General features: G+C 63.6%; 18 protein-coding genes. 10 read left to right on the plus strand and 8 right to left on the minus strand.

Annotation, left to right across the window (positions count from 1 at the left end):
• Positions 1–9: 9 nt before the first annotated feature.
• The 3 genes from BDK88_RS03180 to BDK88_RS03190 all read left to right on the plus strand — a co-directional run bounded on the left by BDK88_RS03180 (position 10) and on the right by BDK88_RS03190 (position 1,236).
• A complete protein-coding gene (locus tag BDK88_RS03180; RefSeq protein WP_092930668.1) occupies positions 10–477 on the plus strand; it encodes a bifunctional nuclease family protein in 468 nt (155 codons plus the stop codon).
• Positions 478–762 (plus strand): phosphoribosyl-ATP diphosphatase, encoded by a 285-nt coding sequence (gene hisE, locus BDK88_RS03185; protein WP_130499129.1) that lies wholly within the window; start codon positions 478–480, stop codon positions 760–762. It abuts the gene before it with no gap.
• 120 nt (positions 763–882) lie between these two features.
• Complete coding sequence (locus tag BDK88_RS03190) at positions 883–1,236, plus strand: four-helix bundle copper-binding protein (protein WP_130499130.1); 354 nt, start codon at positions 883–885, stop codon at positions 1,234–1,236.
• Between the two features lie 44 nt (positions 1,237–1,280).
• Here BDK88_RS03190 and BDK88_RS03195 read toward each other — a convergent pair whose 3' ends face one another.
• Positions 1,281–1,652, minus strand: coding sequence for a DUF5518 domain-containing protein (locus tag BDK88_RS03195; RefSeq protein WP_130499131.1), 372 nt, complete (start codon positions 1,650–1,652; stop codon positions 1,281–1,283).
• An 82-nt stretch (positions 1,653–1,734) separates the two neighbouring features.
• Between BDK88_RS03195 and BDK88_RS03200 the strand changes: the two genes are divergently transcribed.
• A complete protein-coding gene (locus tag BDK88_RS03200) occupies positions 1,735–2,718 on the plus strand; it encodes an NOG1 family protein (RefSeq protein ID WP_130499132.1) in 984 nt (327 codons plus the stop codon).
• A gap of 51 nt (positions 2,719–2,769) precedes the next feature.
• Here the strand turns inward: BDK88_RS03200 and BDK88_RS03205 are convergent, their stop codons facing one another.
• Positions 2,770–4,062: a TIGR00341 family protein gene (locus BDK88_RS03205; protein WP_130499133.1), complete on the minus strand. Its 1,293-nt coding sequence runs from the start codon at positions 4,060–4,062 to the stop codon at positions 2,770–2,772.
• Between the two features lie 129 nt (positions 4,063–4,191).
• Between BDK88_RS03205 and BDK88_RS03210 the strand changes: the two genes are divergently transcribed.
• Positions 4,192–4,665, plus strand: a complete 474-nt coding sequence (locus BDK88_RS03210) for a hypothetical protein (RefSeq protein WP_130499134.1) — start codon at positions 4,192–4,194, stop codon at positions 4,663–4,665.
• A gap of 112 nt (positions 4,666–4,777) precedes the next feature.
• Positions 4,778–5,401: a GTP-binding protein EngB gene (gene engB, locus BDK88_RS03215; protein WP_130499786.1), complete on the plus strand. Its 624-nt coding sequence runs from the start codon at positions 4,778–4,780 to the stop codon at positions 5,399–5,401.
• A 281-nt stretch (positions 5,402–5,682) separates the two neighbouring features.
• Here the strand turns inward: engB and ddh are convergent, their stop codons facing one another.
• Complete coding sequence (ddh, locus tag BDK88_RS03220; protein WP_130499135.1) at positions 5,683–6,612, minus strand: D-2-hydroxyacid dehydrogenase; 930 nt, start codon at positions 6,610–6,612, stop codon at positions 5,683–5,685.
• A gap of 243 nt (positions 6,613–6,855) precedes the next feature.
• On the opposite strand from ddh, the gene BDK88_RS03225 reads away from it, so the two are divergent.
• A complete protein-coding gene (locus BDK88_RS03225; protein ID WP_130499136.1) occupies positions 6,856–7,044 on the plus strand; it encodes a hypothetical protein in 189 nt (62 codons plus the stop codon).
• A gap of 150 nt (positions 7,045–7,194) precedes the next feature.
• Here the strand turns inward: BDK88_RS03225 and BDK88_RS03230 are convergent, their stop codons facing one another.
• A complete protein-coding gene (locus tag BDK88_RS03230) occupies positions 7,195–8,586 on the minus strand; it encodes an NUDIX domain-containing protein (RefSeq protein WP_130499137.1) in 1,392 nt (463 codons plus the stop codon).
• Positions 8,587–8,647: 61 nt separating this feature from the next.
• On the opposite strand from BDK88_RS03230, the gene BDK88_RS03235 reads away from it, so the two are divergent.
• Both BDK88_RS03235 and BDK88_RS03240 read left to right on the plus strand, forming a co-directional pair.
• Complete coding sequence (locus BDK88_RS03235) at positions 8,648–9,148, plus strand: metallophosphoesterase family protein (RefSeq protein WP_130499138.1); 501 nt, start codon at positions 8,648–8,650, stop codon at positions 9,146–9,148.
• Positions 9,149–9,218: 70 nt separating this feature from the next.
• Complete coding sequence (locus BDK88_RS03240) at positions 9,219–9,770, plus strand: ribbon-helix-helix protein, CopG family (protein ID WP_130499139.1); 552 nt, start codon at positions 9,219–9,221, stop codon at positions 9,768–9,770.
• Between the two features lie 11 nt (positions 9,771–9,781).
• On the opposite strand, the gene BDK88_RS03245 is transcribed toward BDK88_RS03240, so the two are convergent.
• The 4 genes from BDK88_RS03245 to BDK88_RS03260 are packed head-to-tail and all read right to left on the minus strand — an operon-like array spanning position 9,782 to position 12,176.
• The gene (locus tag BDK88_RS03245) at positions 9,782–10,507 is read right to left on the minus strand and encodes an energy-coupling factor ABC transporter ATP-binding protein (protein WP_130499140.1); all 726 of its coding nucleotides are present in this window, start codon (positions 10,505–10,507) and stop codon (positions 9,782–9,784) included.
• Positions 10,504–11,232 carry a cobalt ECF transporter T component CbiQ gene (gene cbiQ / locus BDK88_RS03250; RefSeq protein WP_130499141.1) on the minus strand — a complete coding sequence of 243 codons (729 nt, stop codon included), beginning with the start codon at positions 11,230–11,232 and terminating at the stop codon, positions 10,504–10,506. Before cbiQ ends, BDK88_RS03245 begins: the two co-directional genes overlap by 4 nt.
• Positions 11,233–11,238: 6 nt before the next feature.
• The gene (locus BDK88_RS03255; RefSeq protein WP_130499142.1) at positions 11,239–11,517 is read right to left on the minus strand and encodes an energy-coupling factor ABC transporter substrate-binding protein; all 279 of its coding nucleotides are present in this window, start codon (positions 11,515–11,517) and stop codon (positions 11,239–11,241) included.
• Positions 11,514–12,176: an energy-coupling factor ABC transporter permease gene (locus BDK88_RS03260; protein WP_130499143.1), complete on the minus strand. Its 663-nt coding sequence runs from the start codon at positions 12,174–12,176 to the stop codon at positions 11,514–11,516. The genes BDK88_RS03255 and BDK88_RS03260 overlap by 4 nt, the downstream gene beginning before the upstream one ends.
• Before the next feature lie 263 nt (positions 12,177–12,439).
• Between BDK88_RS03260 and BDK88_RS03265 the strand changes: the two genes are divergently transcribed.
• On the plus strand, positions 12,440–13,645 hold the full coding sequence (locus BDK88_RS03265; RefSeq protein WP_130499144.1) for an Nramp family divalent metal transporter: 1,206 nt from the start codon (positions 12,440–12,442) through the stop codon (positions 13,643–13,645).
• Positions 13,646–13,648: the final 3 nt, after the last annotated feature.

Below are 13,648 nucleotides of genomic sequence, written 5' to 3' on the forward strand. Positions count from 1 at the left end.
AGTAGGGGTATGCAGGCATCCATCGACGCGGTGCGCGTCGCGGGGACTCCGCAGGGGCCGGTCCCGGTGGTCGTTCTCGCCGTCGAGGGCGAAGACGACGTCGTGCCGATCTTCATCGGGTTCAACGAAGCGACGAGTATCGCCCGCGGACTCGAGGCTGAGGACATTGGTCGGCCGCTGACCCACGATCTGTTACTGGACGTGATGGAGGAACTGGGCAGCCGAATCGATCGTGTCGTCGTCAACGAGATCGAGGCCCGCGAAGACGGGCAGGGCGGGACGTACATCGCCGATCTCCACCTCAAGACCCCCCGCGGCGAGACAGTTATCGACGCCCGGCCGAGCGATTCGCTCGCGCTGGCAGCCCGGACGAACGCGCCGATCGAGGTTACCGACGAGGTCTTTGCGGACGGTCGAGACGACAGCGAGAAGTTCGCCGACCTCGAAGACCTCCGCAACGTGTCTGGTGAGCTGTAAATGGACGAGATACTCGAAGAACTGTTCGCCGTTATCGAAGACCGGAAGGAAACGTTGCCCGAAGATTCCTACACTGCCTCGCTGTTTACCCACGAGAAAGGCGAGAACGCGGTGTTAGAGAAACTCGGCGAGGAGTCCACCGAACTCGTTCTCGCGGCCAAAGACGACGACCGCGAGGAAATCGCCCACGAGGGGGCCGACATTATCTATCATCTGCTCGTATTGCTCTCGATGAAAGACATGGACGTAGCGGATCTCGAGGCGGAACTCGAGGCCCGGCGCTGAGTCGAACGAAGCTACTGTTAGCCGGCTCGAGCGCTCTCGAGGGCGATCCTGCCGGAGCCGTCACCGTGCTTGCAGTGTCCACGACGGCGTTGAATCGACTGGGGCAGTAACGCATCGGTGATGGCGATCAAACAACTCGAAACCGCGCATTCGGACGAACAGATGCAGGCGTGTATCGACCACTGCCTCGAGGCCGCTCAGGTCTGTGAATGGTGTGCCGACGCCAGCGCGGACGACGGCGAAGAGATGGCCCGCTGTATTCGGCTCTGTCGCGACGTGGCCGACATTGCGTCGCTGCACGCGCGATTCATGGCCCGCAACTCGGGGTATCACGACGAGTTGGGCGAACTCTGTGCGGACCTCTGTGAGGAGTGTGCCGAAGAGTGTGAGCAACACGACCACGACCACTGCCAGGCCTGCGCGGAGATCCTGCCGAAGTGTGCCGAAAGCTGTCGGGAGATGGCTGGGGCCTGAAAACGCACACCGCACACTCGAGGCAACCTCGTTTTAGTCGGCGATCAGGCACTGAGCGCTGCACCGACGGCACCGGCGATCGCACTCTCGAGTGCCATGAGCAGCGAGATCGTGACGGCGAACATGAAGATACCGAGCCCGGCAGCGCCGGAGATCGCGCCCCCGACGGGTCCAAGCGCGAGCCCGGCGAGACCGACAGCGACGCCGACGAGCAACCCGCCGATGATGCCGCCGAGCGCGCCTGCGAGCAGCCCATGCCAGAAGCCGCTGCCGAGCCCACCGCCGGCGATGTAGCCGGCAACGAAGCCGCCGAACAGCCCCGCAGCGAGCTGGCCGATGCCTGGGACGACGAGCCCGAAGATTCCGACAACAGTCATGGCAACGAACCCGATGAAGACGGCACGCCAGTCAGTCATAGTGAACGCTAGCACACCAGCAGGCATAAGCTGACGGCGGCCAACGGACGCCCTTTTATGGTCGCGGCGTCTACCACGGAGCATGATTTTCGAAGACCTTCCGACGACGCCCACGTCGGAAGAGTTGATCGACAAGGCGTTTTCGCGGGCAGCGCGGGCCGGCAAGGCCAAAGGCGGCCTCGAGGCCCAGCAGTCGATGCTCCAGACGGCGGCAAACATAATTTCCGACAACTTAGAGAACGTGGTGACGGCGTGGCCGGATTTCGAGTACGACGCCCACCCGTTTTACTACGAACTGGCGGACGCGATCGTCGACGTCGACGAGCTTCGCCAGAGCCTCTCGGAAGTAATGTGGGCCAGCCGCAAAGCCCGCGAGATCCACGAGGAATACCAGCCGCGACTGCGCAAGACCGATGTCGACACCGCGCGCAAACACCGCAAGCAGGCCTTTGCCCGGCTCGCGGACATCGTCGAGCAGATCGACGACGACCTGCTGTATATCAACGAGTCGCGCAACGACCTGCGGGACCTGCCCGAAATCAACCCTGACGAGCCGACGATCGTCGTCGCCGGCTACCCCAACGTTGGCAAGTCATCGTTCGTCAACGACGTCACCAGCGCCCGCGGCGAGACCGCCTCTTACCCCTTCACGACGAAGGGGATCGGTCTCGGTCACTTCGAGCGCGATCACATCCGCTACCAGATCGTCGACACGCCCGGCCTGCTCGACCGCCCGCCACAGGATCGCAACGCGATCGAATCCCAGGCAGTCAGCGCCATCGAACACCTCGCCGACTGTATGCTCGTCATGGTCGATCCGACCGGCGAGTGTGGCTACCCGATCGACTCACAGCTCGAGCTTCGGGACTCGATCGCCGCTCAGTTCGAGGACGTCCCGGTGTTGACGGTCGCGAACAAGGCAGACCGGTTCGAGGCGGACGACCTCGACGATGCGGTCGCCGCTGACTACACCATGAGCGTCACGACCGATTCGAACGTCGAAACGGTGCTCGAGGCCGCCGTCGAGGCGATCGGATACGAACCCGAACTGCCGTTCGACGGCTAACCGGCACGGTCGAGCACGCCGCTTTTGTGATCGACGAGACGGGCAGCGAGCTCATCGCTCGAGTGTCTCGATGTATCTGATCTCGACAGTGACCGACTCGTCGGCATGGTCGTTGATCCGCTCGCTGAGCGTGTCGGCCAGTTGGGGTGCCGACTCACCTGGTGGGCCGCCGATCGTCACGATCACCCGCTGTGGATTCCGAAACGGGTAGTCGGTATCGAGAACGACTTCGAACTCGAGCAGTTCGTAGCTCTCGTATGGCTCCTGTGTGAGGACCATCTCGACTTCGTCACGAGCGTCCTGCTCGAAGGTCGCGGTCTCGTAGGAGGAGTAGGTGATCCCGCCGAGAAAGACCGCGAAAGCGAGGACAACGAGGACGAGCCCGGCGATCCGCCGGCGCACGCGCTGTTCCGTCTCGCCGAGTGAGAACAGGTTCTCAGGGCGGTAGCCAGCGTACCATAGCGTCAACAGACCAGCGAGGTTCACCGACAGCAGGTTGACGAGGACGAGTACCGTCGCACCGATCGCTGCTGACGGCCGGCCCCACGCAAGCGAGATCCCTGCGACGCCGGCTGGCGGGATCAACGCCGCCGCGATCATGACACCAACCAGCGCGACGGAGGTCCCAGTCGCGATGCTGACGACCCCCGCGACGCCCGCGCCGAGGGCGATCACGAGCGACAGCAAGTCTGGCGCGAGTCGCTCCGAAATCTCACCGACGTTCGAGAGGACGAGCCCAGGCGGGGCGATGTTCGTCGTGCGAGCAGTCACCGCAAAGATCGCTGCCGCTCCGATCGCGAGCACGACGCCGATAATTTGATAGGTGACGCTCTCAGTGAACAGGTCCTCGTCGTCGACCACTGTCCCGACGCTGGCCCCGAGCGCCGGACCGATGAGGGGTGCGATCACCATCGAGCCGACGACGACCGCCGGCGAGTCCAACAACAGCCCCGCGGTCGCGACAATGGCGCTGATGACCGTCATCACGACGTAGACGGGCAAACTCGGCGTCAAGTCGTCGGCTTCCGCCTGTAGCTCGTGGCGCGAGATGCGGTCAGAACCGACATCGCCGTCCTCGTACTCCTCGCGCAGCGCTTGGAACCGTCGGGAGACGACCGTCTCCGCGTCGACGACGACCGTGTAGGCGTCCTCGTCGATGCCCGTCTCCTGGATCTCGTCTAAGACCGGTTCGACGGCTGCATCCGGCAGCGGAAAGTAGACGACCGCTGTATACTTCCGACTGCTCTTTTCGTCGGTCACGACGTAGTCGATCTTCCGCTCGTCGAGCGTCTCGAGGATCGCCTGACGCTTGCCCGTCGGGACCGTCAGCTGTACGAGCCGCACGTCGAGGGGTGACGGACCGCGGGGGTATAACTTCGGGGCATTCTGTCACGGATTGTCAGTCGGATCGTCGCTCGAGAGACCGTTCGGCGCTCGCGAAACATACTTGTGTCAAAGGAAATAAGTGATGGTATGAAACGACGGATCGCCCTGCTGTTGGGCGTCGTCATGCTCGGGTTGGTCAGTGCGTATCTCGTCGCTTTCAGCCCGAGCGTACTCACCGGCCCACTGGCCGTCGCGCTCCTCGTCGGTTTTGTCCTCTCGGCGGTCCTGTTCGTCATCGGCGGGCTCGCCGACTCGGTCTCGGTCGGCGACCGAACCGTCCCGTGGAACGCCCTCGTCGGCGTCGGTGACATCATCCTCGCAAGCGTCGTCACGCTCTCTGCGGTCCGATCCGCACTCGTCGACGGTGGGACGGCGGCGTGGCTCTTCGCCGTAGCGATGCTTGGCGGAGGGTCGTCACTGGCCTGGTTCGGCGTCCAGACCGCCCGCGACAGCCGCCACGTCGACCTCGAGGCGACGCCCTCGAGCCGCCGGCTCGTGGCAATCGTCGCGCTCGTGGCGATATCGGCCGGAATCGGGGTGGCCATCGCGACGAGCTTGTGAGATGCGACGCGTGCAACGGCCGGCAGATATCGCGACGGCCTCGAGCGAGCCCCCGCGAGCGGACGACACCAGTTACAACGCCTATAAAGGTTACACCGGCCTACGGACCCGTATGATCGAGTTCGACACGCGACCCGACCGGGACGCCGAGGTGGCCCTCGTCGGTCGCTCGAACGTGGGCAAGTCCACCCTCATGCGCGAGTTGACCGGCCACAGCTTCGACACCGGGGGCAAACCCGGCGTCACCCGCGAGCCCAACCACTACGACTGGGCACCCGAAGACTTCGTCATCACCGACCTCCCCGGCTTCGGCTTCATGAGCGGCGTCGACGAGGACCTCCGCGAGGAGATCAAGACCGAAATCGTCCACTATCTCGAGGCATACGCCGATAACATCCTCGTCGCCGTCCTCGTCGTCGACGGCAAGAGCGTCATCGACATCATCGACCGCCACTCCGGTCCCGACGAAATCCCCTACGACGTCGAGATGTTCCACTTCCTGCGGGAGCTGGACATCCCCACCGTCGTCGCCGTCAACAAGATGGACAAAGTCGACGACAAAGACGAGCGGCTGAACGAACTCTGTGATCGGCTCGGCCTGTATCCGCCGTGGAAACAGTGGCAAGAAGTCATCGCGCCGATCAGCGCGAAGAAGGGCCAACTCGAGCCGCTGCACGAGGCCGTTCGAGAGCATCTGCACGAACAGAATCGTGACGATCTGTTCAAATTCTTCTAACAACCTTTTACGCTGCAGTCTGTCACGCTGGCGGCTTCGCCGCACAGCGTGACATCCCTCGGTAAAAGGTTGATCAAAAGCACTCTTCCCTCCCCTACGGGTCGGTCATCGGCCCGCTCGCTCAGCCGTCGGCTTCGCTCGCGGTCGATAACTGGGTAGCTGCCTGCCCTCCCCCGAGTTGCACGGCTCTCGCATTTGCTCGAGCCGTGCGCCCGGCCAATGGATTCAAAACCGTCACACGGGTGGTAGCATCACCGGTCTGCGATCGGGTGTTCCCTCCGTCAGACCACGCGGTTGTAGAACTCCTCATCGTCTGCGAGCCGCTCGACGTTCTCGCGGACGATCTCGCCCACGTCCCGGAAGTAGTCCCGCGTGTAGGCCGCAGCGTGGGGCGAGATAATCACCTCGTCCATTCCCCAGAGTGGCGATGAGTCAGGCAGCGGCTCCGCCTCGAAGACATCCAGCGCCGCCCCAGCAAGCTCGTCGGCCTCGAGTGCGTCGATCAAGGCCGGTTCGTCGACGACCGAGCCGCGGGCGACGTTTACGAAGTAGGCGTCGTCGCGCATGGCATCGAACGCGTCCGCATCGAACAGGTGGTGAGTCTCGTCGGTCAACGGGACGGTGACGATCACGAACTCGGCGTCGCCGATCGCCTCGAGCAATCGATCGTTCGCATACACCTCGTCGAAGTCGGGAACGGGGTCACTGGAGCGCCGAATCCCTGTCACGCGAACTCCGAGCGCGCCCAGTGTCTCCGCGACGCCGCTCCCGAGGGTTCCGGTTCCGACGACACAGGCCGTCGACCCCGGGAGGGTAAAGGCGTCGTCCCACTCGGGGCGCTCCCAGCGGCGCTGTTGCTGGTTTGCGACGTAGTTGTGGAGCCGCCGGGAGAACATGAGCGCGTAGCCCGCGACCGTCTCACCGACGGATTGGTCGTGAATCCCCGCGCTGTTCGTGAGGATCACATCGTGGTCCTCGAGAACGTCACGCGGGAATCGATCGTACCCCGCCTGGATCGAATGAATCCAGTCCAGTTCGAGGAACGCCTCGCGGTAGACGAGGGTGACGACCGCGTCGCAGTCGTCGATGCCGTTGTCGTCGACGACCGCAACCTCGGTCGGCAGGTCGGCGAGGAAGTCCGCGAGTTCCGCCGGCGGGAACACCGCCTCGACTGATTCGTGGACGCCGAGTCGCTCGATTTCAAATGCCATGGGCGTCGCTACGCCCGAATCGGGGTTGAAACTTCGTGTCCAAGCAACACAGCCCATCGAGCGTGGTCGTGCAAGCAGTGTCGGGATCAGACAGTCAGTGACAGTGATAGCTGCTCATCGTCGTCTGTCTCTCCGACCGGGAATCCGTGCGATACAGGTCGATTCCCGGACGGAATCCTTCCTGCAGTTACTATCACACATTCCTGATATAGCTATTTACAGCCGATCGTGATACTGAGGGACATGGAACCGAACGTAGCACGACGATGTCACGTTCTGTTCGGCGTCTCGTTGCTGTTACTGACGATCGGGGTCGGCTACTGCGTCATCGTTGGGACGTGTCTGGCGGACTTCGCGGTGGTGGTCGCGGGACTCTTCGTCGGCTGGGTCGCGTTGTTCTACTGCGTCGGGAATGCTACGATCTGGGGATGACTGGCCCTCTCTCGAGCGAGTGGCGGACGCTACGTACTGCGTTGTCCATCCACGTTGGACTCCGAGGACGTTAGAACGGCGGCTCGGGAAAAATCCCTCGTCACAAGGGGCTCAGTGGGGGTAACACTTCGTCATGGCCGCCACCGGACGCTACTCCCTCGAGGGGTTTCGATCTGTCGCTTCCGGCTCCGCCGAATCGCCGTCGTCACGCCAGGTCTCGAGTTCGCGCAACTCCGCGGCGACATCCCCAACGGCACCGGGCTTGAGCGCCCCACGCTCGGTACTGACGTCGGTCACGCAGTCGGCAGGTGTCACGTCGAAGGTCGGATTCAGCACGTCGACGGCTGCGTCGCCGTCGTAAACCGCGGCTCGATCGCCGGACTCGAGGTTGACATCCTCGCGGGTCGAAATCTTGTCCGTGGCCGCGACGACCGAGACCGGAATCCCCTCGCGGGCGGCAGCAATCGCCAGCGCGCGCGTGCCGGTCTTGTTCACCACGGCACCGTCGGGGAGGATGGTATCCGCGCCGACGACCACCTGATCGATGTCGTTGCGTGCGAGCACGTGCGCGACCGCCGCGTCGGTATGCACCGTGACCGTGCTGTCGGTTGTCTCAGCAAGGTCCTCCGCAACGGCGATCCCTTCGCGGGCCGGCCGCGATTCCGCGACGAACACCCGCGCAGGCGAACCCTGCTGGAGCGCCTCGAGGACGGTCCCCGACCGCGAGAGCGTCGCGACGCTGCCATCGAGACGCTCGCCGGCGGTTGCCGCAGCGTCCGTATCGGCCGCGAGCGCGCGGTCAATCCCCGACAGCGTCGCTTCGAGGACGGCCGGCGCGTCCCTGTCTCCACCATCCGCGTCGGCCATCGCCCGGTTTACCCGATTGCGGAGGACGGCCATCGACGGCCGGGCCTCGAGCAGCCGCCCGGCCAGTTCGGCGAGTTCGTCCCACTCGCCGTCGGGATCAGCGCCGAACTCGCGTCGCTCGGCGACGAGCAGCCCCGCTCGATCGCGCAACACCTCGAGCGTGCGCACCGACAGGTATGCAGCGCCGTGTTCGTCATCGGCCGCGATCGACCGAACGGTGGGAGCGATGCGCTCGTAGGCGGCCCACAGTTTCGGTACCGTCTCGCGGTCGTCGCCGACTCCCGCGAGCATGGTCGTCGGGGAGACCCACTCGGCGGTGTCGTGTTCCTCGCTGAGTTCGATCTCGCGGGTCTCACAGTCGAACAGATAGGGGTGGACGACCCACGCGCGCTCGAGATCCGGATCGTCGAATTCGACCGGCCGTCCCGATCGGACGAGCGAGACGGCATCGGGCTCGAGGCCCGTTTCCTCCTGGAGCTCGACGCGGACCTGCTCGTCGGGCTGGCCCTCCGCGAAGCCGGAGACGCCACCCCACTGGCCGGTGTAAGTGCCGACTGCCTCGCTGCGGCGCAACAGCAGGATCTCACCGTGGTGCCGGAGAAACGCGGTGACGACGTGAGTTCCGTCCGACCCGTCGCCATCGGCATCGCTCCCTCCGTCCGATGTGTCGTTCATACGCGGGGACAGGAGCGCGCGGGGGGAATCGCTTTCGGGACTGGCCGTCGTCGGACCGCATATGCCACGAGTCGCGATCGTCTCCGACACGCACGTCCCCTCCCGCGAACGCGCCGTGCCCGACTGGGTCGACGACGAACTCGAGCGAGCCGACCACGCGATTCATGCGGGTGATTTCGACTCACAGCGGGCCTACGACCGGATCGCAGCCCTCGCGAACGGTGAGCTAACTGCCGTCCGGGGGAACACTGATCCGCCGACGCTCGGGCTCCCGCACGCGGACACGCTCGAGATCGACGGGGTGACGTTCGCGGTGACCCACGGGGCCGGCTCGCTGGCGGGCTGGCAGCGACGGGTCGTCGAGACCGCCCGAGCCGAATCGGTCACCGCCGAGCCGGTCGCCATCGCGGGCCACACTCACGAGGTCGTCGACACGACCGTCGACGGTCTGCGGGTGCTCAACCCCGGCAGCGCGACCGGCGCGGCACCTGCCGACCGCGCGACGATGTACGTCGTGACCGTCACAGACGGGACGCTGACAGTCGAGTTACGGACCGAGTGAGTCCGCCAGCGGCCCTCGTCGGTCGCTCGAGTGCGTGAACAATATCCGTCTCGGGTTCCCCTGTGTGACTATGACACAGCGCGTAACGGTATCGCTCGACGACGATTCGACGACGGCTCTCGAGACGCTGGTCGCAGAGACGGGGAACGGACAGAGCGAGGTCGTCCGCCGTGCCTTGACCTTCTATGCGGCGAACTTCGAGGCGGCCGACGGAGGCCCAAGCGATAACTTAGAACAGTACTATCAAATGCTCTCCTCGGGCGAACACGTCCTGCTGGACATCGACTTCCTCCATGCCTTCCTTGGCTACTGCTACAACGGCGGCGATCCCGATCCGGCGTTCGTCGAAGCGGCCGACCGCGTCTCCGACTACCATGCCCACGAGTACGCGACCCGGTTCGAGGAAGTCGGGGACCTCCTCGAGTGGCTGTCGTTCTGTGGCTTTCTCGACGTTCGCCAGGAAGGTGAGGGAGTCTACCACCTCGTCTTTCCCTCCGAGGCGGTTCGGTGGTTCATGACGCGATTTATCGAACGCAGCACGGTCGAGTTACCGACGGAGATCAGACTCGAGCAGGGCGTTTCGAAGGTGATCGTGACCGAAGGAGAAGGGAAAGAGGACTGAGGACAGCGATCTCACTCAGCAGGCGATGTCCACGTCTCGAAGACGTAGTTTCGAAGGCCGTACCGTTCGGCGAGCGGCTGTGAGAGCGTCTCTCCCCGGTAGTCGATAACGCCGTCTTCCAGCACCGTCACCGTATCGGCGACGGTGAGCCCGAAGCCGACGTCGTGGGTCGCGATGATCGGCGTGATACCGGCGTCAGTAAGCGACTCGACGAATCGGACGATCGTCCGACAGCCGTCGCCGTCTAATCCGGCGGTCGGTTCGTCGAGCAGTACGTACTCCGGTTCCATCGCGAGGACGCCGGCCAGCGAGACGCGTTTCTTCTCGCCGCCGCTCAACGTGTTACACAGTCGGTCAGTCCGTTCGTCGAGGTCGAACTCCGAGAGGACGCGCTCGATTCGGTCTGGGTCGTCGATGCCCGCGTTCCGCGGGCCGAACTCGACGTCCTGTTCGACCGTCGGCGCGACGATCTGGTCGTCGGGGTTCTGGAAGACAAGTCCGACGCGCATACGAAGGTCGGCAAGCGAGTCGTCGTCGTATTCGACCGGCTCGTCTCCGACGAACACGGTTCCCGAATCGGGTTCGAACAGGCCGTTGAAGTGGCGCAACAGCGTCGACTTCCCGGCACCGTTGCGACCGAAAATGACCGTCACTTCACCCGTGTGTGCCTCGAAGTTCACGCCCTCGAGGATGGGGTCGTCGCCGTGTCGGAAGTGCAGGTCGTCGGTTTCGATCATACGGCCCACCCGGCGATGGCGATCAGTGTGAGGACGGCAGCCGCGTAGCCGTGGCCCCGACTTGTCGTCTGTGCCATCGGCATCTCGCCGGTGTAGTTGCGTGCCAGCATCGCGTCGTTGAGGGTTTCGGCCCGTGACATCGACTTCAAGAACACTGAAAACGCCAGCAACTTAGCTGTTCGAAACCTCGTCCGGCGTGTCCGGAAGCCGAGACGCCCGCGCGCCGCGAGCTCGAGACGGCGAAGTTCGTCGAGCAGGATCTGGATGACGCGGTAGGTGAGCAACGAAATCTCGATGACGAACTGTGGACACCGCAGCGATCGTAACGCGGCAAACAGTTGCGGGACCGTCGTCGTCACGACCAGATAGCCCAAGATCGTCATCGATCCGAACGAGCGTAGCCCCGTCGTTATCGACCGGTCGATTCCAGTCCAGGAAATCGAGAGCGGGCCCATCGAGACGGCGGTCGGCCCGCTGGTAAACAGCGCGATGAGGATCAGACTCGGGAGCAAGAAGTACACCGGAAGCCGGACCACCTGCAGATAGTCGCGGCCTGTTGCATCGATACCGAGTGCCACGAAGCAGGCGAGTGCACAGACGTACGCGAGCCGACTGGGAGCGACGAGGAGCAACACCAGTGCGGCAAAGACGAAGTACGCGTTCAAGCGTCCTTCGATTCGGGAGTCCGCGGTGATCTGAATCTGTTCCAGGCTCGTGTGGTGCATGACTCACTACGGCGTCTCAGACGCGGGTTGCAGCGGAGATCCTCGTCCGAGGTAGTACCCGATGATGAGGCCACCGATCGCTGCCTGGAGACTGAACAGCAAGCTCTCGATTTCGCCGCTCGGGGGCGTCCAGAGGCTTTCGAACCACGGGTCGTAATCCGGGGCGACGGAATCGACCTTTTCGCCTGCAGCGCCGTCGGCCCCACCCCACGCACCTGCAGTGGTAAACGAAAAGAGGATGAGCCCGATCATCAGGAGGCCACCCGCGGCGAGCCACCGGTTCATGCTGTCACCCCCAGCCGGGTTCGGACCGACTCACTCGACATGGAGATGTAGCCGATCAGGCCGGCTGCGAGTGCGCCTTCAACGATTCCGATCGGGAGCTGTGTCAGCGCGAAGACGCCCAAAAACGTGATCGCAGAATCGATGACGCCACTGAGTCCCGGTTCCGCCGGGAACGCGAGGGCGAGCTGGGTAGACGTGACGACGTATGTCGTCCAGTCGGCAACGAGGGCTGCAGCGAACGTCGCCTTCTGAAGGTCCGTGTGGGGCTTGACCGAGCGGTAGACGGCCCAGCCAAAGAGGGGGCCGATGATCCCCATCGACGTAACGTTCGCACCGAGGGTCGTCAGGCCGCCGTGACCGAGCAACAACGACTGATACAGCAGAACGATCGTCGAGAGAAACGCGGTGACGGCTGGCCCGAAGAGGACCACCGCAATGCCAGTGCCCGTCGGGTGCGACGTACTCCCGGTAACGGACGGCAGTTTCAGCGCCGACAGAACGAAGATGAACGCCGCAGCGACAGCAATGTGAGACTTATTAACATCTCTATCCTTCACCAGACGCGCAGTCTTCAGCATTCCGTAGCCGACAACTGGGGCGGCAATCGCGTACCACGCGAGCGCCCAGACGCCGGGCAGGAATCCTTCCATGATGTGCATATGTAATCGCCGTACTCGCAGTTATCTGCCTTCCCCATTAAAACAATTTTGGTTGATCTAATACAAACACAGTTTCTCGCAGCCCGCCATCCAAACCACGCGAATCAGAACGTTCACCAGACTCGGAACTAAATATAGATATCATACGATTTCATACGGATTCATACAACTGATACAACCTCCCAGCGCTACACGTACCCGTATGTTCGACTCTTAACAACCCTTTTGAGCGATACAGAGAGTGGTGTATGTGAATACGCAACATGGGTATTATCGACCGACTGAAAGCGATCGGTCCGGGGGCGCTCGTCGCGGCGGCGTTCGTCGGTCCGGGGACGGTAACAACTGCAAGCGTGATCGGCGCGGAGTACGCGTACGTGCTCGTGTGGACGATTGCGTTTTCGATTCTGGCGACGATCGTCCTCCAGGAGATGAGCGCGCGATTGGGACTGATCACGCAGGAAGGACTGGGAGAGGCGTTCCGAAACGAGTTCGAAAACCCGCTTCCGCGGACGATCTCCGTCGCGCTCGTCGTGAGTGCGATCGGGATCGGGACGGCAGCGTTCCAGACGGGCAACATCGTCGGCGGTGCCGCCGGCCTGGCGACGATCACCGGCGTCAGCGAGAACGTCTGGGGCCCGATTATGGGCATCATCGCCGCCGGACTGCTGTGGACGGGCAACTACAAACTGATCGAACGGGTCTTCATCGGCCTCGTGGGGATCATGGGTGCGGCGTTCCTGCTCAACGCCGTCATGGTCCGGCCGGATGTTGGCGCGCTGGCGGGTGGTCTCGTGCCGACGGTTCCCGACGGCTCGGCGTATCTCATCGCCGGCCTCATCGGAACCACGGTCGTCGGCTACAACCTGTTCCTGCACGCGAGTACCGTTCAGGAACGGTGGGACGGCGCGAGCGACCTCGCGGAGTGTCGCACGGACACGATCGGGATGGTCATCGTCGGCGGCCTCATCACGACGGCGATCGTCGTCACGGCCGCCGCGGTCTTTCCCGCAGGGACCGAGATCGACAACGTCGGCGAGATGGGCGACCAGTTAGAGCCCGTTTTCGGCGGCTACGCGCTCACGTTCTTCTCGATCGGCCTCTTTGCGGCTGGCTTTACGAGCGCGATGAGTGCGCCGCTTGCGGGTGCCTACGCCACCGCCGGCGCGCTCGGCTGGGAGCGTGACCTGACCTCGACGCGGTTCCGGGCGATCTGGATGACGATTCTCGGCATCGGGATCGTCTTCTCGGCGCTTGACTACAATCCCATCCAGGTGATCGTCTTCGCACAGGTGGCCAACGGGCTCTTGCTCCCGATTCTGGCCGTCTTCCTCATCTACGCGATGAACAACCGCGACCTGCTGGGCGAGTACACGAACACCACCCTCCAGAACGTCCTCGGTGGGATCGTAACGCTCGTCGTCGTCGGTATCGGCCTGCAAACGCTCTACGACGTCCTCTTCGTCTAACGA

This window comes from Natrinema hispanicum (assembly GCF_004217335.1).
Classification (GTDB): Archaea; Halobacteriota; Halobacteria; order Halobacteriales; family Natrialbaceae; genus Natrinema; species Natrinema hispanicum.

Coding starts and splice junctions, on each gene's coding strand:
- BDK88_RS03180 (WP_092930668.1), top strand. CDS start 10: ATGCAGGCATCCATCGACGCGGTGCGCGTCGCGGGGACTCCGCAGGGG.
- hisE (WP_130499129.1), top strand. CDS start 478: ATGGACGAGATACTCGAAGAACTGTTCGCCGTTATCGAAGACCGGAAG.
- BDK88_RS03190 (WP_130499130.1), top strand. CDS start 883: ATGGCGATCAAACAACTCGAAACCGCGCATTCGGACGAACAGATGCAG.
- BDK88_RS03195 (WP_130499131.1), bottom strand. CDS start 1,652: ATGACTGACTGGCGTGCCGTCTTCATCGGGTTCGTTGCCATGACTGTT.
- BDK88_RS03200 (WP_130499132.1), top strand. CDS start 1,735: ATGATTTTCGAAGACCTTCCGACGACGCCCACGTCGGAAGAGTTGATC.
- BDK88_RS03210 (WP_130499134.1), top strand. CDS start 4,192: ATGAAACGACGGATCGCCCTGCTGTTGGGCGTCGTCATGCTCGGGTTG.
- engB (WP_130499786.1), top strand. CDS start 4,778: ATGATCGAGTTCGACACGCGACCCGACCGGGACGCCGAGGTGGCCCTC.
- ddh (WP_130499135.1), bottom strand. CDS start 6,612: ATGGCATTTGAAATCGAGCGACTCGGCGTCCACGAATCAGTCGAGGCG.
- BDK88_RS03225 (WP_130499136.1), top strand. CDS start 6,856: ATGGAACCGAACGTAGCACGACGATGTCACGTTCTGTTCGGCGTCTCG.
- BDK88_RS03230 (WP_130499137.1), bottom strand. CDS start 8,586: ATGAACGACACATCGGACGGAGGGAGCGATGCCGATGGCGACGGGTCG.
- BDK88_RS03235 (WP_130499138.1), top strand. CDS start 8,648: ATGCCACGAGTCGCGATCGTCTCCGACACGCACGTCCCCTCCCGCGAA.
- BDK88_RS03240 (WP_130499139.1), top strand. CDS start 9,219: ATGACACAGCGCGTAACGGTATCGCTCGACGACGATTCGACGACGGCT.
- BDK88_RS03245 (WP_130499140.1), bottom strand. CDS start 10,507: ATGATCGAAACCGACGACCTGCACTTCCGACACGGCGACGACCCCATC.
- cbiQ (WP_130499141.1), bottom strand. CDS start 11,232: ATGCACCACACGAGCCTGGAACAGATTCAGATCACCGCGGACTCCCGA.
- BDK88_RS03255 (WP_130499142.1), bottom strand. CDS start 11,517: ATGAACCGGTGGCTCGCCGCGGGTGGCCTCCTGATGATCGGGCTCATC.
- BDK88_RS03260 (WP_130499143.1), bottom strand. CDS start 12,176: ATGCACATCATGGAAGGATTCCTGCCCGGCGTCTGGGCGCTCGCGTGG.
- BDK88_RS03265 (WP_130499144.1), top strand. CDS start 12,440: ATGGGTATTATCGACCGACTGAAAGCGATCGGTCCGGGGGCGCTCGTC.